Origin of the sequence: Bacteroides sp. NSJ-39, assembly GCF_014287315.1 — a bacterium.
Taxonomy (GTDB): Bacteria; Bacteroidota; Bacteroidia; order Bacteroidales; family Bacteroidaceae; genus Bacteroides; species Bacteroides finegoldii.
This window is the reverse complement of sequence record NZ_JACOOB010000009.1, coordinates 106,111-129,786: the sequence shown is the minus strand read 5'-3', so window position 1 is coordinate 129,786 and position 23,676 is coordinate 106,111. Positions and strand designations below refer to the sequence as shown.

Sequence of the window (23,676 nt, the reverse complement as noted above, 5' to 3'; positions counted from 1 at the left end):
CCAAATAAGACGTGTCGCAAACATGTCGCAAATAAGAGATAAAAAGCCCATAGAAAACGCATAGCAACCATGAACCCCATAAACGCAAAAAGCGTGCAACTCATTGAGCTGCACGCTTTTGCTTATTGTTTGTTATCTGTTTCCTTATCGGAATCATTTCACTTCCTCAAAGTCAGCATCCTGTACATTATCTCCATGCTTTCTGCTATCTTGCTGGCCAGCACCACCATTCATATCAGGACCAGCCTGTGCTCCACCTTGCGCACCGCTCTGTGCATACATTTCAGCACTTGCAGCCTGGAAAGCAGTATTGATTTCTGCCATAGCAGTATCAATAGCAGCCAAATCTTGTGCCTTGTGAGCATCTTTCAATTTCTGCAAAGCAGCTTCAATCGGAGCTTTCTTATCAGCAGGCAACTTATCACCTAATTCTTTCAACTGATTTTCAGTAGAGAAGATTACGCTGTCAGCCTGGTTCAGCTTGTCGATCTTTTCACGTTCTTTCTTATCTGCTTCAGCATTAGCTTCAGCTTCAGCCTTCATCTTTTCGATTTCTTCCTTGCTCAAACCGCTGGAAGCTTCAATACGGATAGCCTGTTCTTTACCGGTAGCCTTATCTTTTGCAGATACTTTCAAGATACCGTTGGCATCGATATCAAATGTAACCTCAATTTGAGGAACACCACGACGAGCCGGAGCAATACCTGTCAAGTTGAACTGACCAATTGATTTATTCTGTGCAGCCATCGGACGTTCTCCCTGTAATACGTGGATAGTAACTTCCGTCTGGTTGTCGGCAGCAGTAGAGAATGTTTCACTCTTACGTGCCGGAATGGTAGTGTTAGCGTCAATCAATTTAGTCATTACGCCACCCAGCGTTTCGATACCCATTGACAACGGAGTAACATCCAACAATACCACACCTTTGATTTCATCTGTCAAAACAGCACCCTGCACAGCAGCACCTACAGCTACAACTTCATCCGGATTCACGCCCTTAGAAGGAGTCTTGCCGAAGAAATCTTCTACCAGTTTCTGAACAGCCGGGATACGGGAAGAACCACCCACAAGGATTACCTCATCGATATCGGCATTGTTCAAACCTGCATCGCTCATCGCTTTCTTACATGGTTCAAGACAAGCCTGAATCAATCCGTGAGCCAAAGATTCAAATTTAGCACGAGTCAACGTCTTAACCAAGTGCTTAGGTACACCGGCTACCGGCATAATGTACGGCAAGTTGATTTCTGTGCTTGTAGAAGAAGACAATTCAATCTTAGCTTTTTCAGCAGCCTCTTTCAAACGTTGCAGAGCCATCGGATCCTGAGTCAAGTCAGCACCTTCATCATTCTTGAATTCCTGTACCAACCAATTGATGATTACCTGGTCGAAGTCATCGCCACCCAAGTGAGTGTCACCATTTGTTGAAAGCACTTCAAATACACCACCACCGAATTCGAGGATAGAGATATCGAATGTACCACCACCAAGGTCGAATACAGCAATCTTCATATCTTTGTGAGCCTTATCCAGACCGTAGGCAAGAGCTGCGGCTGTCGGTTCGTTTACAATACGTTTTACTTCCAGACCAGCAATTTGTCCGGCTTCTTTTGTAGCCTGACGTTGAGAGTCAGAGAAATAAGCAGGAACGGTAATCACAGCTTCTGTCACTTCTTGTCCCAAATAGTCTTCGGCAGTTTTCTTCATCTTCTGAAGAATCATTGCAGAAATTTCCTGCGGAGTATACAGACGACCGTCAATATCCACACGCGGAGTATTGTTGTCACCTTTCACTACTTTATAAGGAACACGCTCTACTTCTTTCTGTACTTGATCCCAAGTTTCACCCATGAAACGTTTAATAGAGAAAATCGTACGCGTAGGGTTGGTAATAGCCTGACGCTTAGCAGGATCACCTACCTTACGTTCACCACCATCCACAAAAGCAACTACTGAAGGAGTTGTGCGCTTACCTTCACTGTTTGCAATTACTACCGGTTCGTTACCTTCAAATACGGCAACACAAGAGTTTGTTGTTCCTAAATCAATACCAATAATTTTTCCCATGATCGTTATTTTTTATTTATTATTTATTCTATAATTTCTTTTGTCCGGTTGTTTTTCCATCCTTTTCCTAGGGTGTAATCCCAAACGGACGTTTATTAAAAGACAAACCGTATGCCAAAAAGAAATTATACGAATGCTTGACATAATATCTGCCAAAAAGACAGTTTCAACAAATAAAACACTGCTGACACAATCAAACCCGGACACTATCAGCAACTGACTCATTAAACAAATACAGGCGGTTCTGGTTCAATGCCAACAAAAAAATATGCCTATGTCGTCATGTGCGACACAGGCATACCTTAATTATTATATATTATTCTTACTTATTACTTTTCCAAGACGAGCACTAATGCATTATTTGCGTCATACAAACCGATTCCGCCACCTGATAATACATCAAATGACTTCACCTCGTTCAAGGCTTTCAGAATCTTACCTTCCGTTTCCATATCCGGACAAGCCATCATCGTGCTTGCCACTCCCGGAAAAGAGATTGATTTAGCATTGCTTGCGCTGGTTTCAAAGCCACCGTTTATCAAGTTACATCCGGCATTGCCATGAATTGTTTTCTTTTTCACATCAAAAGCGATGAAAGGTTGCTTTTCCATCCCAGAAGGGATTGCTTCGCCATTCGCTTCCTTTATTTTCCATTCTCCATTCAAAACAGACAATTTCACATTAGCCTCCTTCTTTTCAAGAACCACAACCGGACGATTGGATGCATTGCAAAGATACATTTTATCTTTACCGGCTTTCTTATATCCTTTTACTTGTGCCAAAGCACCCAATACATTTCTCTCAGTAGTCATATCCGGACACATCATCTTCGTACCCGCCATCGCGCCCAACGAAAGGCTTCCCGGTTTCGCATTTACATCGAAACTACCCATCATACGATTACAGCCGCTATTACCGGACACACGACCGGTTGCAGTATCAAAAGTAATAAAAGGAAGGGTTCTGCTTTCGCCTGGAGTCACTTTCGAGCCATTGACCTCTATGATATTCCACTCGCCATTGATTGATGACAAAGGCATTGCCTTCTCTACTGAACGGCATGAAGACATTGCAAGTGCTGTACCTGCAATGCAAATTGAAACTAGTACTTTATTCATATTGTTATAACGTTTAAGTTAAATTGAGGACAAAGATAACAAAAAAATTGAGAATAGACTTCACAAAGGTAAATAAAAAGAGAGCGAGACGAATGATTATCTAAAAATAATCACGTATATTTGCTCCATAAACAATTCTAATATTCTTAATTTTTAATTTGCAATTAAAGAAAATGGGTAGAGTTCTTATTATCGGTGCAGGTGGTGTTGGTACTGTCGTTGCACACAAAGTGGCACAGAATGCCGACATTTTTACAGATATAATGATTGCCAGCCGTACGAAAGAGAAATGCGATAAAATCGTCGAGGCAATAGGTAACCCCAATATAAAAACAGCAAAAGTCGATGCCGACAATGTGGACGAGCTGGTAGCTCTGTTCAATGATTTCAAACCGGAAATGGTGATTAACGTCGCCCTCCCCTATCAGGACCTGACTATTATGGAAGCGTGCCTGAAAGCAGGAGTAAACTATTTGGATACTGCCAATTACGAGCCGAAAGATGAAGCTCATTTCGAATACAGTTGGCAATGGGCATATCACGAACGTTTCAAAGAAGCAGGGCTGACAGCCATTCTTGGTTGTGGATTCGATCCGGGAGTAAGCGGTATTTATACAGCTTATGCAGCTAAACATTATTTCGACGAAATTCAGTATCTGGATATTGTAGATTGTAATGCCGGAAATCACCACAAGGCATTTGCAACAAACTTCAATCCGGAAATCAATATCCGCGAGATTACACAGAACGGACGTTATTATGAAAACGGGAAATGGGTAACTACCGGTCCTCTGGAAATTCATAAGGACCTGACTTATCCGAATATCGGTCCACGTGATTCATACCTTCTATATCATGAGGAACTGGAATCATTGGTAAAACATTTCCCGACTATCAAACGTGCACGTTTCTGGATGACTTTCGGACAAGAATACCTAACTCATTTACGTGTTATCCAAAACATTGGCATGGCTCGCATTGACGAGGTCGATTATAATGGGGTGAAGATTGTACCTCTGCAGTTCCTCAAAGCAGTTCTGCCTAACCCGCAGGACTTGGGCGAAAACTACGAAGGCGAAACTTCTATCGGCTGCCGTATACGTGGTCTGAAAGACGGAAAAGAACGTACATACTATGTGTACAATAATTGCAGCCACCAGGAAGCATACAAAGAAACAGGTATGCAGGGAGTGAGCTATACAACGGGAGTTCCGGCAATGATCGGAGCTATGATGTTCTTTAAAGGCGAATGGAAACGTCCGGGCGTAAACAACGTTGAAGAATTCAATCCGGATCCGTTCATGGAACAACTCAATAAACAAGGCCTTCCGTGGCATGAAGAATTCGACAAAGATTTGGAATTGTAAGAGTAGTCCTGTTCGATAAAAAGAAAGTTATGATAAACGTAGGAGATAAAGCACCGGAAATCTTGGGTATCAATGAAAAAGGCGAAGAAATCCGTTTAAGTGCTTATAAAGGGAAAAAGATTGTGTTGTACTTCTATCCGAAAGACAATACATCGGGGTGTACCGCGCAAGCGTGTAATCTGCGCGACAACTACTCCGAACTACGCAAAGTCGGCTATGAAGTAATCGGTGTCAGTGTAGACAATGAGAAATCACACCAGAAATTCATCGAGAAAAACAATCTTCCTTTCACGCTGATTGCCGATACTGACAAGAAATTAGTAGAAGAGTTCGGTGTGTGGGGAGAAAAGAAGCTGTACGGACGCGCTTACATGGGTACTTTCCGCACTACTTTCCTGATTAATGAAGAAGGAATAGTAGAACGGATTATCACTCCCAAAGAGGTGAAGACCAAAGAACACGCCGCACAGATTTTAAATCAATAAATCTATTAATTATAGAATAAGGTATGGCAAAGAAAGACGAACTTAATTTTGAAACAGATAATAAAATGGCATCAAGCGAAAAACTAAAAGCCTTACAGGCAGCCATGGAAAAGATAGAAAAGAGCTTCGGTAAAGGTTCTATCATGAAAATGGGTGACGACAGTGTTGAACAAGTAGAAGTGATCCCGACAGGCTCCATAGCCTTGAACGTGGCACTTGGCGTGGGAGGTTACCCAAGAGGTAGAATCATCGAAATTTATGGTCCGGAATCTTCCGGTAAAACGACATTGGCCATTCATGCCATTGCCGAAGCACAAAAGTCTGGCGGTATAGCAGCTTTCATTGATGCAGAACATGCTTTCGACCGTTTCTATGCATCTAAATTAGGTGTAAACATCGACGACCTGTACATCTCCCAGCCAGACAACGGGGAGCAGGCATTGGAAATTGCAGAACAACTGATCCGTTCTTCCGCTATCGACATTATCGTAATCGACTCCGTTGCCGCATTGACTCCTAAAGCTGAAATTGAAGGTGACATGGGTGACAATAAAGTAGGTCTTCAGGCACGTTTGATGTCTCAGGCATTACGTAAGTTGACAGCAGCAGTCAGCAAGACACGTACAACTTGTATCTTTATCAATCAGTTGCGTGAGAAGATCGGTGTAATGTTCGGCAGTCCGGAAACAACTACCGGTGGTAATGCCTTAAAATTCTACGCATCCGTACGTTTGGATATCCGTCCGGGACAACCGATCAAAGATGGTGAAGAGATTCTGGGCAAACTGACTAAAGTAAAAGTCGTGAAGAATAAAGTGGCTCCTCCTTTCCGGAGAGCAGAATTTGATATCATGTTCGGTGAAGGCATCTCCCATTCCGGAGAAATCGTTGACTTGGGTGCCGATCTGGGAATCATCAAGAAAAGCGGTTCATGGTATAGTTACAACGACACGAAGCTGGGACAGGGACGCGACGCTGCCAAACAATGTATTGCCGACAATCCGGAACTAGCAGAAGAGCTGGAAGGACTGATCTTTGAAGAGTTAAAGAAGAAATAATCACTTCCACCTTACAGTTTTTCAAAGCTGTAATCGGAGGGGTGAGGGTTGTACAAAAAAAGTGGGAGAATATCGTACGAAACGAACATTCTCCCACTTCTTTTATATATTACCTAATCCTTATTCTTACTTATGCAAAGTAATAGATATATGCCAATGTACTCAAACTAATGACTACCCATAACGCTATTCCCTGCAATAACGGTTTTACGCCAACTGCTTTCAGAACATCTATCGAAAGAGAAGCACCAATAAAGAACATCGTAATTGTCAATGTCTTACGAGCAATTCCATTAATAGCATTTCCAATTTCCGGCATTCCATCCAGCAAATAAGTATTTACGATCATCGCCAGTACAAAGTAGAAAATAAACCAGGGAATACTAATCTTTTGTCCCTTACTCTTAAAAATGAATGAAGTAGCGAAAGCTATCGGAATAATCCAAAGAGCACGAGTCAATTTGATGGTAGTAGCCACCTTCAAAGCCTCCTCTCCATAAGCAGCACCGGCTCCAACCACAGAACTTGTATCATGGATAGCAATAGCCGCCCAAGTACCAAACTCATGTTCGCTCATGTTCAGAGCATGACCAATCATTGGAAATATGAAAAGCGCAATAGCATTCAAAATAAAGATAGTACCCAATGCCACAGACATTTCACTATCTTTTGCCTTCAATACCGGTCCTACTGCCGCAATGGCACTACCACCACAAATAGCCGTTCCCGAACTGATCAGATAAGAAGTATTTCTATCTATCTTAAATATCTTGCGTCCGATAAACCAACCTATCGCCAATGTACCTACCACCGAAATAATAGTAAACTCCATCCCTTCCTTACCGGAAGCCAACGCTGATTGCAGATTCATACCGAATCCTAATCCGACAACGGAGTATTGCAATAGATATTTAGAAGTCTTTTTATTGAATTTCGGATGTGCCTGTCCGCAAGTCAATGCAAAAATAAGTCCGAGGAACAGAGCTACTGGAGGAGTCACCCATGCAGACCATGCCTGCAAACCCGGAATATAATCCAAAAATAAGAAAAGAGTCAAAGTAGAAAGCAGGGCGACATAAATAGTCTTATTTTTTGCCTGCAATGTTTTTGTAGCTGTTGAAATCATATAATATATCTTTAATTGTTTTTCTGGAGCGCAAAGGTATGACAAACAATCAAGACACGCTAATCGTTTCTAATTATACGTTATAACTTTTAGTTATAGCTCTAACCTCTTCTTTATCAAGATTACCTTATTACACTTCTACAATATCTTTTCCCAAAGGTGATAACGCTAATGCAGCCAAGCAACAACCATAAAAGATTCATTAAACAGCCCATATAAAAGTCAGATTTTATTTCTATCTATCAGTCTAATAATCCCGGATAAAAGTACTTTACCCACGCTACATAAGTATCATGAGCAGAGAGACAAGTATCTAGCAAATATCCATGAGTATTCACGAACTCCCCAAGTCCACGATAATAAAATTGCTTATGGCGCTCATCTATAATAAATGGAACGATATTATGACGAAGGCATTCACGAACCAAAATGATTGGATGTCTCAATTATATCATCAACCGGTACACCTATTAGAGTATTTTTTACTTGCGTTCTAAATTTAGATAAGCGATTACCATATAAAGAAAAAGCGCGGGAATCTGTACAGTACACTTTTTAAAGTATGCCAAATATATAAACATACTCCGCAGCCACCCTTTCCTACTTCCACTTTATCCTAGTACTTTCCATACAATCTATTAATAAATAAATTCCTTTTTATTAATGCTAAACTTCTTTTTCTCAAATATAAAACCTACCTTTGTACAAGAGGAAACTATAAACGAAGGCTTTGTTTTTATAACTAAAGCTTTCGTTTTTATAAACGCAAGTTTTAGTTATAAAAACAAAGCCTTCGTTTATAGTTTATACTTAATCCAAAAGTACTTATCTATTAGAGAAAAAGAAGTTTTGCCCTAGTATACAAGAACTTATCTACTAATGATTTAAACAACAAACAGTATGGCAAAGTACATAATGGAGGAGATGCCCGACTTACAGAATACGGGAAAAAGAATCACATATCCGAAGTTTGCACGGGTAGACAATGCAAGCATAAAAGAACTCGCCCAACGAGTGGGTGACGTCAGTGGTTTCAGCCCAGGAGATATAGAAGGTATATTGCTCCAAACCTCCATCGAAATGGCACACATAATGGCGGAAGGACGCTCGGTTAAGATAGACGGAATCGGCACATTCACAGCGTCGCTGGCCCTGTACAAAGATAAAGAACGGGAAGGAGCTGAAGAAGGAAGTGAACATCGTAATGCACAGAGTATTTATGTAGGAAATGTAAATTTCCGAGTAGACAAAATCATGCTGAGAAGAATTAATGAAAGATGCCGACTGGAAAGAGCCTCTTGGAAAAAGCAACGTTCCTCACAGAAGTTCACACCGGAGCAACGTCTCAAACTGGCATTGAAATATCTCGACGAGCATTCGTTCCTTACGGTTCATGAATATCGGAAACTAACAGGACTTTTACAAACGGCAGCAACCATAGAATTAAAACAATGGGGAGATCAACCCAATTCCGGAATCGGAATCGCTGGAAGAGGTGCACACAGAATCTATATAAAAAAGAAACAAGAAGAATAATGAGTTAAAGATTATGTCTCAAAAGGTGCGGAAAGCATGAGAGATGGTAGCATAAAAAAGATCTCTCATAAAATGCTAAACTGATAATCAACAATTTACAAGCAAATCATGAGAGATGAGAGATAATATTGTTTTTTCTTCTAGTGGAGATTCCTAAGCGAGGTTATAAACTCTTGCTATGATGTCCCGCAAAACGCATAAAGACTTGGGACAATCCTCCCTCCTGCCCTTGCAACTGAACAAAGTTAAACTCACGTTGCATCGGCATTCCTTTTATTTCAACTACCCTCAGAGTGCCGGCAACAAGTTCCTTATGTACCGAACGGATGGAAACAATTCCCATACAATCCGTATGCTCCAGAAAAAGCTTGATACTTTCCGTACTGCCAAGATACATTAAAACATTCAGAGAAGAGAGCTTCAGATTATACTGCAGCAGAGCACGCTCAAATACATCTAATGTACCGGAACCTCTTTCGCGCAAGACCAAAGGGATATTTGGAAGTTCTTCCGGAAGGATTTCGTCGGCAACCGCCAATTTACTCCGCGTATGAACCACAGCCACGAGTTCATCTTGCAGGAATGCAGTGTACTTCAAATTCGGCAAACGGAAGATACCCTCTACCAATCCCAGATCAATACGATGTTCCTGCAACGCCACCTCCACTCCACGGGAATTCCCATTTATCAAAGAAAGATTGATTTGTGGAAACTTTGTTATGAAGTTGGCCAATAAAGGAGGAAGGACGTATTGCGCAATCGTAGTGCTGGCACCCAGTTTTAATTCTCCGATATATTCGTCATGCAACAAGTGCATCTCGTATTCCAATTGCTTATAATCATCCAGAATCTTTTCACTATGCTTCAGTAACAACTCTCCGGCCTCAGTCAAGGAGATTTTACTTCCCTGACGCTCGAAAAGACGGGTTTGATAACAAGTCTCCAACTCCTGAATATGCTTGGTGATAGCAGGCTGGCTGACAAACAACTCTTGCGAAGCCTTCGTAAAACTTAGGTTCTTCGCTACACTCTGAAAAACTTTTAAACGAAAATCGGACACAGCAACTTAGTATTAGCGATTATAACTCCTCCGCCCTTATTCCCAATGAATGCATCACAGGAAAAGCCAACATATCCCATTTGTAGTTTACCGGTATTTCCGGTTCATTCATACGGAACTGCATAACTTCCTTGCCTTTCAGTCCCTGTAGAACATCAGTCACTTTCTTCCCATATTCCTCGTTGAAAGAAACAACAATCATCCGCTTCACATCCGCCGAATCGGAAACAACGGAAAGCAAATCCATAAACAGGTCTTCTCTCGACACCATGCCCTCCGACGGGACACCGGCAAAAGAGAACTCGCCATACGGACTTTGGAAAGCAACTCCGTTCAGCTCCTCCTGCAAGTCGGAAGGCTGGCAATGTTGCAAGTGTCTCGATTCTTTATCATATACAAAAAGAAATTGCACCTCGTTCTTTCCTTCGTTGATTCCTGCATCCAGAGTCAGATAGGAAGTAAACAACGAAAGGTCTATCTCTTGTAAAGAACGTTGCAATGTCTTCTCAAAATAGTTCTTTATATCCGTTATTACAAAATTCAGAAAAGCGGCATCTATCAGCACTACTGTTTCGGACAGTTTTATTTGGGGTTTATCATTCATATATACCTTAATTATATCATTACAGCGGATAAAGATACTACAATACTTTCATTTATCCACTTGATTATCTTGCAAATTCGTCAGTCTGCACTAAACAAAAAAAGTCATTTTGTCCTTTAACTCCTTAATAATCATGCTATTTTGTCATATTTTTCTACTTGGCAAATCTTTTGCGCCCTTTTAAGTGTTATTAGAAACATGAAATAAGAAAGGAGAACAACAATATGAATTTTAACAATTTTACCATCAAATCTCAAGAAGCGGTGCAGGAGGCCGTGAACCTGGTACAAAGTCGGGGACAACAGGCTATTGAACCTGTCCACATCATGCAGGGAGTGATGAAAGTAGGCGAAAACGTCACTAACTTCATTTTCCAGAAATTGGGCATGAACGGACAACAGGTTGCTCTTGTTGTAGACAGACAAATCGATTCACTTCCGAAAGTATCCGGTGGCGAGCCGTACCTGAGTCGTGAATCCAACGAGGTTTTACAGAAAGCGACACAGTATTCCAAAGAAATGGGCGACGAATTCGTCTCGCTGGAACATATCATACTCGCATTGCTGACTGTCAAGAGTACCGTTTCTACCATCCTGAAGGACGCAGGTATGACGGAAAAGGAACTGCGCAACGCCATCAGTGAATTGAGAAAAGGAGAAAAGGTTACGTCGCAATCAAGTGAAGACACCTATCAGTCACTCGAAAAGTATGCCATCAACTTGAATGAGGCTGCCCGTAGCGGTAAGTTGGACCCTGTCATCGGACGTGACGAGGAGATCCGCCGCGTACTTCAGATATTGAGCCGTCGCACTAAAAACAATCCGATTCTGATTGGAGAACCGGGTACCGGTAAGACAGCCATTGTAGAAGGATTGGCGCATCGTATTCTTCGTGGAGACGTGCCCGAAAATCTGAAAAACAAACAGGTGTATTCATTGGATATGGGAGCATTGGTTGCCGGTGCAAAATACAAAGGTGAGTTTGAGGAACGGTTGAAGTCCGTAGTCAATGAGGTGAAGAAATCCGAAGGTGATATCATCTTGTTTATTGACGAGATTCACACGCTGGTAGGCGCCGGAAAAGGGGAAGGTGCAATGGACGCCGCCAATATCCTAAAACCGGCCTTAGCACGTGGCGAGTTGCGGTCTATCGGTGCTACGACTCTCGACGAATACCAGAAATATTTCGAGAAGGATAAGGCTTTGGAACGCCGTTTCCAAATCGTGCAGGTGGATGAGCCGGATAACTTGAGCACAATCTCTATCCTGCGTGGACTGAAAGAACGCTACGAGAACCATCATCATGTCCGTATCAAAGATGATGCGATCATTGCAGCCGTAGAACTAAGTAGCCGCTACATCACCGATCGTTTCTTGCCGGACAAAGCTATCGACCTGATGGACGAAGCTGCCGCTAAATTACGCATGGAGGTGGATTCCGTTCCGGAAGAGCTGGATGAGATTTCCCGTAAAATCAAACAATTGGAGATTGAGCGTGAAGCCATCAAACGTGAGAATGACAAGCCTAAGTTGGAAATCATCGGTAAGGAGCTTGCCGAACTGAAAGAGCAGGAAAAGTCTTTCAAGGCAAAATGGCAGAGCGAAAAGACGTTGATGGACAAGATCCAACAGAATAAGGTGGAGATTGAGAATCTGAAATTTGAGGCGGAAAAGGCGGAACGGGAAGGCGACTACGGAAAAGTTGCGGAAATACGTTACGGTAAACTCCAAGCTTTGGACAAAGAAATAGAAGAGACTCAGCAAAAGCTCCGCGAAATGCAAGGTGATACCGCCATGATTAAAGAGGAAGTAGACGCTGAAGACATTGCAGACGTAGTTTCTCGTTGGACGGGTATTCCGGTCAGCAAAATGATGCAGAGCGAGAAAGACAAACTGTTGCATCTTGAAGAAGAGCTTCACGAACGGGTTATCGGGCAGGATGAAGCGATAGAAGCTGTTGCGGACGCTGTACGTCGTAGCCGCGCCGGACTGCAAGACCCGAAACGCCCGATCGGCTCATTTATCTTTCTCGGAACGACCGGTGTGGGTAAAACAGAGCTTGCAAAGGCATTGGCTGAATTTCTGTTTGATGACGAAACGATGATGACCCGTATCGATATGAGCGAGTATCAGGAAAAGCATAGTGTTTCCCGTTTGGTCGGAGCGCCTCCGGGATATGTAGGATATGATGAAGGCGGTCAACTGACGGAAGCTATCCGACGGAAACCTTATTCTGTCGTTCTGTTCGATGAAATAGAGAAAGCTCATCCGGATGTATTCAACATTCTGTTGCAAGTATTGGATGACGGACGGCTGACAGACAACAAAGGAAGGGTGGTCAACTTCAAGAACACTATCATCATCATGACTTCAAATATGGGTAGTTCCTATATACAGAGCCAGATGGAGAAGCTGAATGGTGCAAACAAAGAAGAGGTAGTCGAAGAAACGAAAAAGGAAGTGATGAATATGCTGAAAAAGACCATTCGTCCGGAATTCTTGAACCGTATCGACGAAACAATCATGTTCTTGCCGTTAACAGAAAAGGAAATCAAGCAGATTGTACTCTTACAGATCAAGAGCGTACAGAAGATGTTAGCCGAAAACGGAGTGGAACTTGAGATGACCGAAGCTGCTTTGGACTTCTTATCTAAAGTAGGATATGATCCCGAATTCGGAGCACGTCCGGTAAAGAGGGCTATTCAACGCTACCTACTGAACGACTTGTCCAAAAAACTACTTTCTCAGGAAGTAGACCGAAGCAAAGCAATTATTGTAGACGCTAGCGGTGACGGATTAGTATTCAGGAACTAAAGGTTTCATTAAATTAAAATGAGGATGTGTCATAAATAATCTGCGATAATTTGCGTTCATCGCGGTATGACACACTCTCATTTTTTATTTCTCTGAATATATTATCCTACGAACTTCCGGTTGACAGTTCGGATGGCTCATCACCAATACATAAGTCCCATATTTAGGAACCAGCATAGAAATTGAGGGCAACTCAAACTTGGACTTCCCCTTCAGCTCTCCCTGTGAATCGTATAAAAATACCATCGTACCAACTAATAAGCCGGTTATGCACAAGATTCCTTTTTGATTGTCCAAACGGACATTTACTTCTTTATTTGTTATTGTCTCCATCTCCCCTAACATCAATTTAAAACTATGAAGGCAAAGATACATAAAAAGAAGTATTATTTACAATATAAACAGAAGATATTTATTTTAATCAAAGATTACCCAATTAATACTAATATATTTTTGAAATATCCACATTACAACTAAAAAAGCATGATAACCATCTTTATGTGATTATCATGCTTCCACTTCGATTAAACAATCGGCTCAATTCCTTATTCCGTAACTGTTTCCTCTTTAGCCTCTTCCGGTTTAAATTCCGTGATTCCGTTAGCAACCAAGATATTATACCAGGAAACTAATTTCTTGATATCAGCCACATACACACGTTCGCGATCGAAATTCGGCAATACTTCAGCCAAATATTCACGCAATTGTTCAGGAGTTGCTTTCTTTGGATCAATAGAAGCGGCTGCAGATTTTTCTTTTTCCTTGATTGCTTCCAACACTTCATACAAAGGAACTTCCGCATCGTCCGTGTACATTGCTATATCTGCCAAAGAAATAATTTTTTCATTGCCATAAGCAGGAAAACGTTTTTTCTCAGCATTGACTGATTCTACAATCAACATATTTTTTCCTTGCGAAATGAGTTTGTACAATCCCGGTTTGCCGGAGATAGACAAGATAGTCTTCAACATAGTATATATTCTTTTGTTTATTAATTATTTTTTTGCGGAGCAAAGGTAATGATTATTTTTAGATAGCAAAGAAATAAGCTCTAAAACCTGCGGAATTAAGGGTGTTTCATCGTCATTCACAATCACAAAGTCGGCTTGACTTCTCTTAACCTCATCACTCATTTGAGCCTCGATACGCTGCATTACCAAGTCCTTTGAAGAGCCATCACGTCGCATGGCACGTTCTACCCTTATATCCAATGGTGCATATACCATTACCAAAACATCGACCTCATCTCTAAAACCAGACTCTATAAGAATGGCTGATTCCATGCCGACTAATGGTTTACGACTCAACCGACCGGCCCATTGACGGAAATCATTTTTCACCTGTGGATGAATAATCCCATTCACTTCTTTCGTGCGTTCCGGATACCCAAACATATAGGTAGCCAAAAAAGGACGGTTTAATTCCCCATTCTGAAAAACTTCCTCACCAACCAAAGCGCACAGTTCCCGATGAATTACCTCATCCGTATTCGTAATACGTTTCGCCTCTATATCAGAAATATAAACAGGGATTCCCATTATGCCGAGCAATCTGGAAACCACACTTTTCCCGCTACCGATACCACCGGTTATACCTACTTTAATCGCCATTGGAAGATATTTGTTCTATCAAAAAATCAACTTGTGCCGGAGTAATACGGATTTGATTGATTCCACTTGGAAATGATTTCAACTTAACCGTGTATTTATCCGAACCCAACTTCAGCAACTCTTCATACGAGACATTAATCACGAAGTCACTCGCTTTTATGCTACGAAACCGTTTTAAGCCTACCTGAAAAGTAATCTGAACTTTAGAAGGGAAGGCACGCAGCACTTTATCCGCCGGAAAGTTGATTCCATGCAACGGCACTTCTACGGTTTTCTCCGTATAAATATCGACCGGGAATGTCATTTCAACCGAACTCGGAACAAACTTTACTCCTCTCACCGGAGATAAAGAAACCCGTTGCCGCGTAGTATCCGAAATATTCTCCAGATTTATCTTTTGCGTATAAGCAGTCGTTATCGTATCCAAAATTCCTTCCGGAGCATATATCAATACTGAATCAGGATTACAAATCGTATCCGACACATAATATTGAAGTCCGGCAGTCACTTTTCCTTGAAGACGAACAGGTACTAGTTTGGACTTTCCTTCCGAATAGATATAATCTAATGTATCCGGCTTTATAGAAAGAATTTTGGAAGACACGTTCAACTGGCTTATTATCTTCTTTTCAAAATCCGAGGCGTAAATCTTCACATGATTATCTTTTCCCTTATAATCAGGAAAACTAAGATTCACCGGGAAAAAACTTTTGCCCAACATATAGTTCAGAAGGACAGTCCCTTTATCTTTCACCCTGACGTGAAGTTCGGAAGGAGGTTCAGAGGTCAACACTACATTATTAGGAACGTCTTTGATACGCACCGGGATAGAGAAATCCGCTTCATAATCATTATTCAATGTTTGAAGTAACCAGAATCCGCTGGCTATCAAAAAGAAAAATAAAAAAATTAAGAACTCTCTGCTCTTATCACTGAGCAGAAAATCCTTAATTCTCTTAGATAGTTTTAAATATGTATATCTTATTTCCCTACGATCAAACATAGGCATGTATTTACCAGCTATTTATTTAGATTGATTGCTAGCTGCTGAAGCGTCGGCAAAGATAGAATTCTTATCTATTTTAATCTTTACGTTAGAAGCAATCTCAAGTACAACATAGTCATCATTAATTTCCTTGATTGTTCCGTGTATACCACCGGCAGTAATCACGCTCTGATTTACTTGAAGAGATTTACGGAAATTAGCTATTTCTTTTTGTTTCTTATTTTGAGGACGGATCATAAAGAAATACATGATAACAAACATCGCTATCAGCATGATCCACATCATACTTCCACCTCCGGCAGCCCCAACAGGAGCATCTAATAATAAAGTCAATACGTTCATAAATAATCAGTTTTAGTTTCTATAATGTATACAAAGATATCAGTTTTTGGTCAACTTACCTTCTTTTTTCAATTGATTAACTATTCCATCCAGCGTTCCGTTGATAAAGCTACCGCTTTTAGACGTGCTATACAACTTCGCTATTTCTACATATTCATTTAACGAAACACTGACCGGAATGTTCGGGAAAGTTAAAATTTCCGCTAAGGCAGTTTGCATAATAATGATATCCATAAATGCAATACGGTCCAAATCCCAATTCTTCGTATTCTCGCTAATCAAATGACGATAGTAGTCAGAATTCAAAATAGTACGGCGGAACAGACGGCGCGCAAATTCCTGATCTTCATCATCCTTGAATTCCGGAAGTAATTCCTGATTAGCGCCTTTCTTTTCATCAAAACGTTTAATTGTCTTCAGCACGAATGTATCTACGATTTCCTTATCGTCATTCCAATACAGACTTTGATCCTCCAACACCTGATCTAAAGAATCATTATTAAAAATATATGTTTTATAGAGTTTTCTCCATAATTCCCGGTCTGCTTCATAAGAATCATCATCGGAAGCCATATAATCCTTATAAATATCAGTTCCCACAATTTTCTCATAAAGTTCCTTTACGAAATCCTGATCGTTCGCCCAAGTCCTTTTCTGATTAGCTATGAACTCTGTAAGCTGCTTATTGACCTCCAATTGAGCAACAAACTTGTTGTTCACAAACTTTGTATTGGGATATAACTCCTCTGCCGTAGGTGCCAATTTGGCTTTTGCCGTATCAATACGTTTTTGTGCGTACTCTGTCAATGCTATCATCAGCATTAGCAAATAATTATAAAGGTCATACGCCTTTGAAAGACTAAAGAATAACTCTTTCTCCGCTGAGTCTAGATTTTTACTGCCATTCTGATAATAGGCATATACTATCTGTATAATCTTAAGACGAATAAGAACTCTGTTGATCATAATTCAAATTAATACTGTTGTTATCGAACTGCAAAAGTAGATATTTTTAATGAGTTTCCACAAATAAATCACATTTTTTAATGCAGTATTTCATTCTCTGCGCTTTTTCTTTTGACAGTTTAAAAAAAATATCCAATTTTGAAGCCGATTATAAACGGACCGTAAGATATGGAAGATTTAAAAAAGAAAATGAGCGCAGACATGAATGACAAGGAGATCGTATTCTCCAAGTCCATTAAAGCAGGTAAACGCATCTATTACCTTGACGTAAAAAAGAATCGTAAAGATGAAATGTTCCTGGCTATTACAGAGAGTAAAAAAGTGGTAACGGGAGAAGGTGATGACTCTCAAGTGAGCTTCGAGAAACACAAAATCTTCTTATACCGGGAAGACTTTCAGAAGTTTATGGCAGGGTTGACGGAAGCTATCAGCTTTATCGACCGTAGTGAAATGGGTGACTACAACAGCCAGCTGGACCAAGAAGCCGATGAAGAAAATGAGCGAAAAGCTACCGAAGAAGCCCAAGAAGAGAAATTAGAGAGTGAAATTAAGATTGATATTGACTTTTAAAGGAGTAACTCTTTGATATTTCAAAAGAAAGATGTACTTTTGCACCGCTTTTTTGCAACATCGTGTGATAATCCACATCGTGTGATGGTGAATTAAGCAAACTAACTTAATTTAGAGTAACACAAATTTTTAAAGAAATGAAATCAATTGAAGTAAAAGGAACTGCAAGAACAATTGCAGAACGCTCTTCAGAACAAGCAAGAGCTTTGAAAGAAATGCGTAAGAACGGTGGTGTACCTTGTGTACTTTACGGAGGTAATGAAGTAGTTCACTTCACAGTGACTAACGAAGGTCTTCGCAACTTGGTTTATACTCCGCACATCTACGTAGTAGACTTGGTGATCGATGGCAAAAAAGTAAACGCTATCTTGAAAGACATCCAGTTCCACCCGGTAAAGGATACTATCCTGCACGTTGACTTCTATCAGATTGATGAAGCTAAACCTATCGTAATGGAAGTTCCTGTACAGTTGGAAGGTCTTGCAGAAGGTGTGAAAGCCGGTGGTAAGTTGGCATTGCAGATGCGTAAGATCAAAGTGAAAGCTTTGTACAATGTAATTCCTGAAAAGCTGATCATCAACGTTTCTCACTTAGGATTGGGTAAGACTATCAAAGTTGGTGAATTGAGCTTTGAAGGTCTTGAACTGATCAGTGCTAAAGAAGCCGTTGTATGTGCCGTTAAGTTGACTCGTGCAGCAAGAGGTGCAGCAGCCGCTGCAGGCAAATAATCTGAGTATATCCCTGTAAACAGAGATATACTTCAAACGCAGATTAATGCAGATTAAAGCAGATGTTCAGTCTGCATTAATTTGTATTAATCTGCGTTTCTCTTTCTACATTAACGAACTGTTTTACCGAAAAAACAATGATAAAATATTTAATTGTCGGACTGGGGAATATTGGTCCCGAATATCATGAGACCCGCCACAACATCGGATTTATGACGGTAGATTCATTGGCTAAAACCAACAGTGCTCCTCCTTTTATTGACGGCCGCTACGGATTCACCACTAATTTCACGATCAAAGGTCGCCAATTGATACTGTTGAAACCGTCTACTTTTATGAACCTAAGCGGATTAGCCGTTCGCTATTGGATGCAAAAAGAAAACATTCCACTAGAGAATGTATTGATTGTAGTAGACGATCTGGCACTCCCTTTCGGAACACTACGTTTGAAGGGAAAAGGAAGCGATGCCGGACATAACGGTTTGAAACATATCGCTGCAACATTAGGGACTCAGAACTATGCCCGCTTGCGTTTTGGTATCGGAAATGATTTTCCTCGTGGCGGACAAATAGATTACGTACTCGGACACTTCACTGATGAAGACTGGAAAACAATGAATGAAAGATTGGAAACAGCTGGAGAAATCATCAAGAGTTTTTGCCTTGCCGGAATTGATATCACAATGAACCAGTTTAATAAGAAATAAAATGGCGGAAGCAAGAATAGATAAATGGATGTGGGCTGTCCGCATCTTCAAGACACGCACAATTGCAGCGGAAGCTTGTAAGAAAGGACGCGTCACCATCAATGGCGCATTGGTGAAAGCTGCCCGTATGGTAAAACCGGGAGATGTCATACAGGTAAAAAAGCCACCTATCACCTATTCCTTCAAGGTACTGCAGGCTATCGAAAAGCGCATAGGTGCAAAGTTAGTACCGGAGATGATGGAAAACGTCACTACTCCCGATCAATACGAATTGTTAGAAATGAGCAAAATCAGCGGATTCATAGACCGTGCACGCGGAACCGGACGCCCAACTAAAAAAGACCGCCGCGAGCTGGAAGAATTTACAACTCCGGAGTTTATGGACGATTTTGACTTCGATTTTGACTTTGAAGAATAGTTCACCACGGAGGACACGGAGGAAATAGAGGAAAGAGTCTTTTAGGCACTATCCATGATTATACTCTTAATACAATTATAGGTATGCTTCGATATACAACCTCTGTGTCCCCTGTGTCCTCTGTGGTGAACCGTGAACCGTAGACTCTAGATTATCATTTACAGATTTGCCTCAACTGCATCAATCAGTTCCTGATATTCCGCGTCAGTCAGATAAACCTTTCCCGGATTCATTTGGAATGTACCTCCATAATCCGGTCCATCCACATATTTAGGCGCTAAATGAAAATGCAAATGAGACAACTTATCTGAGTATGCACCATAATTTATCTTTTCCGGCTGGAAAGCTTTTTGCATGGCACGGGCAACACGTGCAACGTCTGACATAAAAGCATTACGGTCTTCATCACTCAACTCGTTCAAATCGTTCACATGATCCTTGTAAGCAACAAGGCAACGCCCGCGATAGGTTTGCTCCTTAAACAGGAATACACGTGACACACTCAACTGCGCAATCTCAATCATCAGATTATGCAGCGTTTCATTATTCTGACAATACAGACATTCTTTCGGATCGCTCTTCATGATATTATTATTTTTAAGTTTTTATCGTTTACAAAAATAGGCATAACACTCCTATCCGACTTGTACTTTTTCGTTTTTTTGATTGACTAATTGGTATACATCCTCTTTTTCACCTACCACCCAGACCACATCACCCTCTTCAAGCGGCACATTCACATCCGGAATCATCAATGTTCCATCCTCACTTTCAACACCTGCTATCATACAATGATATTTATCCCGAATGCCCGATTCACGAATGGTCTTACCTAAAAACATGGAATCACTATCAACAATTAATTGTTTTAGAGTCATCTCACTCTTTTCATACACATCCCAATCCACCTTTGTCCCATTTTGCATGGCTTCATTAAACACATTCAATTGTTCATCCGTCCCTATCACCTGTATTTTATCCATTGGAAACAGACGGACAGAACCACCCGGAATATTAATCCGTCTCTTTCCGCGAAGAATGGAAGCAACATGAACTCCGAACTTCTTTCCTAAATTCAGTTCCATCAATGTCTTTCCCGCCCAAGCAGACTCACCAGGAATCTCCATATCGGCAAGATGGAGATCATGCGATAACAAGCGTCCGGCATATTCCGGTTTTTTCTCCCCTAGATATTCCGCGCGCACATCACGGGAACGAAGATTCTGGAAAAAACGACGTTCAATCGAGATAGACTGCTTTTTCAAGCGGCGCGACCATACCATTAGCAACACTACCAGCACTGCAACTCCGATAACTAGGCCGATAGACGCCTTGAATAATCCGGAAATCACAAAGATAACAAAAAGTGCCGCTATCATAATGCGAATCACAATGGTCGATACCAGCGGAGCGCGATTTGCACGATTGGCGTGCCACAAAGTCATAAACTCCACCGAATGGTTTTTCTTCACCATAATAGCCCGCAGAAATGGAGCAATACAGAGAATGATAAACACAGCTCCAAGTAAAGAAGCTCCCAAATGAGGCAGGTTCTCTTTAAAGAAAGGTATGACAAAACGAAAAGAAAGCGCAATGATCGATATGCTGACAATAGAATAAACGACAGTAATGCGTACCATTGCCAATATCAACTTCTTCCATAAGTTCTCATGATTGAGCGCAGTCTGCGATCCGGAAGAGTAGCGCATCAGAAATTTCCTCCATGAAACGGGAAGATGAGCATCTACGAAAGTAGAAGCCGGTTCGGCAAGACGAATCATATAAGGAGTCAGAAAAGTAGTGATGACGGAAACAGCCACCACAATCGGATAGAGAAAATCACTTGTCACGTGCAGCGAGACTCCCAAAGATGCGATAATAAATGCAAATTCACCAATCTGCGTCAGACTAAAGCCGCATTGCATAGCCGTCTTCAATGGTTTGCCGGAAAGTATTACTCCAAATGTTCCGAATACGGACTGCCCCAAAATAACCGCCAAAGTAATGACAAGAATAGGTATGGCATATTCTACAATCATCGCCGGATCCACCATCATTCCTACCGATACGAAAAAGATGGCTCCGAAAAGATCTTTAACAGGTTTCACTAATCGGTCGATAGATTCCGCTTCAATTGTTTCCGCCAAAATAGATCCCATAATAAACGCACCGAAAGCAGCGGAGAAACCCGTATTAGCCGCCATAACCACCATACCGAAACATAGTGCCAGCGACACAATAAGCAAAGTCTCCTCTCCCATCAGTTTACGGCAACGTTTCAAGAATTCCGGTACTAGATAGATACCGACCACAAACCAGAGAATTAGGAAAAACAATAGTTTACCGATACTTTCCAACATTTCCGTACCTTCAAAATTATGGCTTACAGCCATTGTGGAAAGCATGACCATCAACACAATTGCCAAAATATCTTCCAAAATCAAGATACTCAAGACCAAGCCGGTAAACTGTTTTTTCCGTAACCCCAGATCATCAAAAGCCTTATAAATAATCGTAGTAGAGGACATTGCAATCATACCACCCAAAAACAGGCTATCCATCCTATGCCAGCCGAAGCCCATACCAACGCCTATACCCAACAGAATCATGCAGAAAATAATAGTACAAGCGGCAATAATAGCAGAGCCACCCACTTTTACTATCTTCTTAAAACTAAATTCCAGTCCGAGAGCGAACAACAAGAAGATAACACCTATATCCGCCCATGTCTTAATATTCGCAGTATCCATTACGGAAGGCGTATAAGGCATATGCGGACTTGCCAAAAAGCCGGCAACCACATATCCTAAAACCAAAGGTTGCTTCAACTTCTTAAATAATAAAGTCATGATGCCTGCACAGATCAGTATCAGTGCGAGATCGGCTATAAGAGTAGGTAACTGAGACATTATTTCATCATATTTGCTGACAAAATTATAATAAATCTATGGAATGAGCAACGTTAATCTGCATTTCTATAAATATTCAATTATTTCCTGAACGGAGGTTTTACCACGACCGCTTTCAATTTACGACCACGCATATCGATACAAATTTCCGTATCTGCCTTGCTGTATTCCGGTTTCACATACCCCATGCCGATACCAATTTTGCGGGTAGGCGACATAGTGCCCGAAGTAACGATCCCAATCTTCTCCCCATCCGAATTTACAAGTTCATACCCATGACGGGGAATTCCACGATCAACCATTTCAAAGCCAACCAATTTACGGGTTACTCCTTCTGCTTTCTGCTTCTCCAGCATCGGACGATTGATAAACTCTTTACCTTCTATAAACTTAGTTATCCATCCAAGTCCAGCTTCTATCGGTGAAGTAGTATCATCCAAATCATTTCCATACAGACAGAATCCCATCTCCAACCGAAGTGTATCGCGAGCTCCTAAACCGATAGGTTTGATATCGAACTCCTCACCGGCTTCAAAAACCGCTTTCCAAATAGTATCAGCCACATTCGGATAGAAATATAGTTCAAAACCTCCTGCACCCGTATAGCCGGTATTGGAAATTATCACGTTCTCTTCACCTGCAAACTTTCCGACTTTAAAAGTATAATAAGGAATTGATGACAGATCAATATCAGTCAATTTCTGCAAAGCAAGAATCGCTTTCGGCCCCTGCACAGCAAGTTGCGCCATGTGATCCGAAGCGTTCTCCAATTCCGCTCCTTCCGTATTATGAGAAACGCACCAGTCCCAGTCCTTTTCAATATTAGCGGCATTGACTACCAACATATATTTTTCCGGTTCATACTGATATACCAGCAAGTCATCTACAATTCCTCCTTTATCATTCGGGAAACAAGTATATTGAATTTTTCCCGGAGTCAGTACCGCCACATTATTGGAAGTCACCTTCTGAAGAAAAGCCAATGCCTCCGGACCTTTCACCCAGAATTCTCCCATATGGGATACATCAAATACCCCGACACCCTGACAGACCGTCAGATGTTCGTCAATAATACCGGAGTATTCAATAGGCATATTATAACCTGCAAACTCGTGCATTTTAGCACCAAGCGCTATATGTTTCTCTGTAAACGGAGTGGTTTTCATATTCTTTTAAGTATTAAGTT

23 protein-coding genes are annotated in these 23,676 nt (G+C 41.2%); 9 read left to right on the top strand and 14 right to left on the bottom strand.

What is annotated here, in order from left to right; genetic code table 11:
• Positions 1-153: 153 nt before the first annotated feature.
• Both dnaK and H8S63_RS12265 read right to left on the bottom strand, forming a co-directional pair.
• Positions 154-2,067: a molecular chaperone DnaK gene (gene dnaK / locus H8S63_RS12270; RefSeq protein ID WP_186926930.1), complete on the bottom strand. Its 1,914-nt coding sequence runs from the start codon at positions 2,065-2,067 to the stop codon at positions 154-156.
• 329 nt (positions 2,068-2,396) lie between these two features.
• Positions 2,397-3,185, bottom strand: a complete 789-nt coding sequence (locus tag H8S63_RS12265) for an META domain-containing protein (protein WP_186926929.1) — start codon at positions 3,183-3,185, stop codon at positions 2,397-2,399.
• 173 nt (positions 3,186-3,358) lie between these two features.
• On the opposite strand from H8S63_RS12265, the gene H8S63_RS12260 reads away from it, so the two are divergent.
• The 3 genes from H8S63_RS12260 to recA are packed head-to-tail and all read left to right on the top strand — an operon-like array spanning position 3,359 to position 6,095.
• Entirely contained in the window at positions 3,359-4,552 is a 1,194-nt protein-coding gene (locus tag H8S63_RS12260) for a saccharopine dehydrogenase family protein (protein ID WP_007756039.1), read from the top strand.
• Positions 4,553-4,581: 29 nt separating this feature from the next.
• Complete coding sequence (gene bcp, locus H8S63_RS12255; protein ID WP_007756041.1) at positions 4,582-5,037, top strand: thioredoxin-dependent thiol peroxidase; 456 nt, start codon at positions 4,582-4,584, stop codon at positions 5,035-5,037.
• Positions 5,038-5,060: 23 nt separating this feature from the next.
• Positions 5,061-6,095 carry a recombinase RecA gene (gene recA, locus H8S63_RS12250; protein ID WP_186926928.1) on the top strand — a complete coding sequence of 345 codons (1,035 nt, stop codon included), beginning with the start codon at positions 5,061-5,063 and terminating at the stop codon, positions 6,093-6,095.
• Between the two features lie 130 nt (positions 6,096-6,225).
• Here recA and H8S63_RS12245 read toward each other — a convergent pair whose 3' ends face one another.
• Positions 6,226-7,221, bottom strand: coding sequence for a YeiH family protein (locus tag H8S63_RS12245; RefSeq protein WP_007756046.1), 996 nt, complete (start codon positions 7,219-7,221; stop codon positions 6,226-6,228).
• Positions 7,222-8,121: 900 nt separating this feature from the next.
• Between H8S63_RS12245 and H8S63_RS12240 the strand changes: the two genes are divergently transcribed.
• Positions 8,122-8,757: an HU family DNA-binding protein gene (locus H8S63_RS12240; protein ID WP_022275387.1), complete on the top strand. Its 636-nt coding sequence runs from the start codon at positions 8,122-8,124 to the stop codon at positions 8,755-8,757.
• A 163-nt stretch (positions 8,758-8,920) separates the two neighbouring features.
• Here H8S63_RS12240 and H8S63_RS12235 read toward each other — a convergent pair whose 3' ends face one another.
• Positions 8,921-9,817: a LysR substrate-binding domain-containing protein gene (locus tag H8S63_RS12235; protein ID WP_186926927.1), complete on the bottom strand. Its 897-nt coding sequence runs from the start codon at positions 9,815-9,817 to the stop codon at positions 8,921-8,923.
• A gap of 19 nt (positions 9,818-9,836) precedes the next feature.
• Complete coding sequence (locus H8S63_RS12230; RefSeq protein WP_007758765.1) at positions 9,837-10,421, bottom strand: DUF6621 family protein; 585 nt, start codon at positions 10,419-10,421, stop codon at positions 9,837-9,839.
• A gap of 224 nt (positions 10,422-10,645) precedes the next feature.
• Here H8S63_RS12230 and clpB point away from each other — a divergent pair, with 224 nt between their 5' ends.
• The gene (gene clpB, locus H8S63_RS12225; RefSeq protein ID WP_055278177.1) at positions 10,646-13,234 is read left to right on the top strand and encodes an ATP-dependent chaperone ClpB; all 2,589 of its coding nucleotides are present in this window, start codon (positions 10,646-10,648) and stop codon (positions 13,232-13,234) included.
• A gap of 84 nt (positions 13,235-13,318) precedes the next feature.
• Here clpB and H8S63_RS12220 read toward each other — a convergent pair whose 3' ends face one another.
• The 6 genes from H8S63_RS12220 to nusB all read right to left on the bottom strand — a co-directional run bounded on the left by H8S63_RS12220 (position 13,319) and on the right by nusB (position 17,158).
• Entirely contained in the window at positions 13,319-13,579 is a 261-nt protein-coding gene (locus tag H8S63_RS12220) for a hypothetical protein (RefSeq protein WP_186926953.1), read from the bottom strand.
• Between the two features lie 200 nt (positions 13,580-13,779).
• The gene (locus H8S63_RS12215; protein ID WP_007756075.1) at positions 13,780-14,205 is read right to left on the bottom strand and encodes a DUF5606 domain-containing protein; all 426 of its coding nucleotides are present in this window, start codon (positions 14,203-14,205) and stop codon (positions 13,780-13,782) included.
• Between the two features lie 24 nt (positions 14,206-14,229).
• Positions 14,230-14,844, bottom strand: coding sequence for a dephospho-CoA kinase (coaE, locus tag H8S63_RS12210; protein WP_007756079.1), 615 nt, complete (start codon positions 14,842-14,844; stop codon positions 14,230-14,232).
• The gene (locus H8S63_RS12205) at positions 14,834-15,847 is read right to left on the bottom strand and encodes a CdaR family protein (protein ID WP_186926926.1); all 1,014 of its coding nucleotides are present in this window, start codon (positions 15,845-15,847) and stop codon (positions 14,834-14,836) included. Before H8S63_RS12205 ends, coaE begins: the two co-directional genes overlap by 11 nt.
• Positions 15,848-15,868: 21 nt before the next feature.
• Entirely contained in the window at positions 15,869-16,192 is a 324-nt protein-coding gene (gene yajC, locus H8S63_RS12200; protein ID WP_007758753.1) for a preprotein translocase subunit YajC, read from the bottom strand.
• Positions 16,193-16,231: 39 nt separating this feature from the next.
• The gene (nusB, locus tag H8S63_RS12195) at positions 16,232-17,158 is read right to left on the bottom strand and encodes a transcription antitermination factor NusB (protein WP_186926925.1); all 927 of its coding nucleotides are present in this window, start codon (positions 17,156-17,158) and stop codon (positions 16,232-16,234) included.
• A gap of 168 nt (positions 17,159-17,326) precedes the next feature.
• Here nusB and H8S63_RS12190 point away from each other — a divergent pair, with 168 nt between their 5' ends.
• The 4 genes from H8S63_RS12190 to H8S63_RS12175 all read left to right on the top strand — a co-directional run bounded on the left by H8S63_RS12190 (position 17,327) and on the right by H8S63_RS12175 (position 19,581).
• Positions 17,327-17,728 (top strand): PUR family DNA/RNA-binding protein, encoded by a 402-nt coding sequence (locus H8S63_RS12190; RefSeq protein ID WP_186926924.1) that lies wholly within the window; start codon positions 17,327-17,329, stop codon positions 17,726-17,728.
• A gap of 137 nt (positions 17,729-17,865) precedes the next feature.
• Complete coding sequence (locus H8S63_RS12185) at positions 17,866-18,456, top strand: 50S ribosomal protein L25/general stress protein Ctc (RefSeq protein ID WP_007756089.1); 591 nt, start codon at positions 17,866-17,868, stop codon at positions 18,454-18,456.
• A gap of 140 nt (positions 18,457-18,596) precedes the next feature.
• Positions 18,597-19,163, top strand: a complete 567-nt coding sequence (gene pth / locus H8S63_RS12180; RefSeq protein ID WP_032839835.1) for an aminoacyl-tRNA hydrolase — start codon at positions 18,597-18,599, stop codon at positions 19,161-19,163.
• 1 nt (position 19,164) lies between these two features.
• On the top strand, positions 19,165-19,581 hold the full coding sequence (locus H8S63_RS12175) for an RNA-binding S4 domain-containing protein (protein ID WP_007756093.1): 417 nt from the start codon (positions 19,165-19,167) through the stop codon (positions 19,579-19,581).
• Between the two features lie 158 nt (positions 19,582-19,739).
• Here H8S63_RS12175 and H8S63_RS12170 read toward each other — a convergent pair whose 3' ends face one another.
• The 3 genes from H8S63_RS12170 to gcvT all read right to left on the bottom strand — a co-directional run bounded on the left by H8S63_RS12170 (position 19,740) and on the right by gcvT (position 23,656).
• Positions 19,740-20,165, bottom strand: a complete 426-nt coding sequence (locus H8S63_RS12170) for an HIT family protein (protein ID WP_186926923.1) — start codon at positions 20,163-20,165, stop codon at positions 19,740-19,742.
• A gap of 51 nt (positions 20,166-20,216) precedes the next feature.
• A complete protein-coding gene (locus tag H8S63_RS12165) occupies positions 20,217-22,490 on the bottom strand; it encodes a cation:proton antiporter (RefSeq protein ID WP_007756107.1) in 2,274 nt (757 codons plus the stop codon).
• Positions 22,491-22,570: 80 nt separating this feature from the next.
• Complete coding sequence (gene gcvT / locus H8S63_RS12160) at positions 22,571-23,656, bottom strand: glycine cleavage system aminomethyltransferase GcvT (RefSeq protein WP_186926922.1); 1,086 nt, start codon at positions 23,654-23,656, stop codon at positions 22,571-22,573.
• Positions 23,657-23,676: the final 20 nt, after the last annotated feature.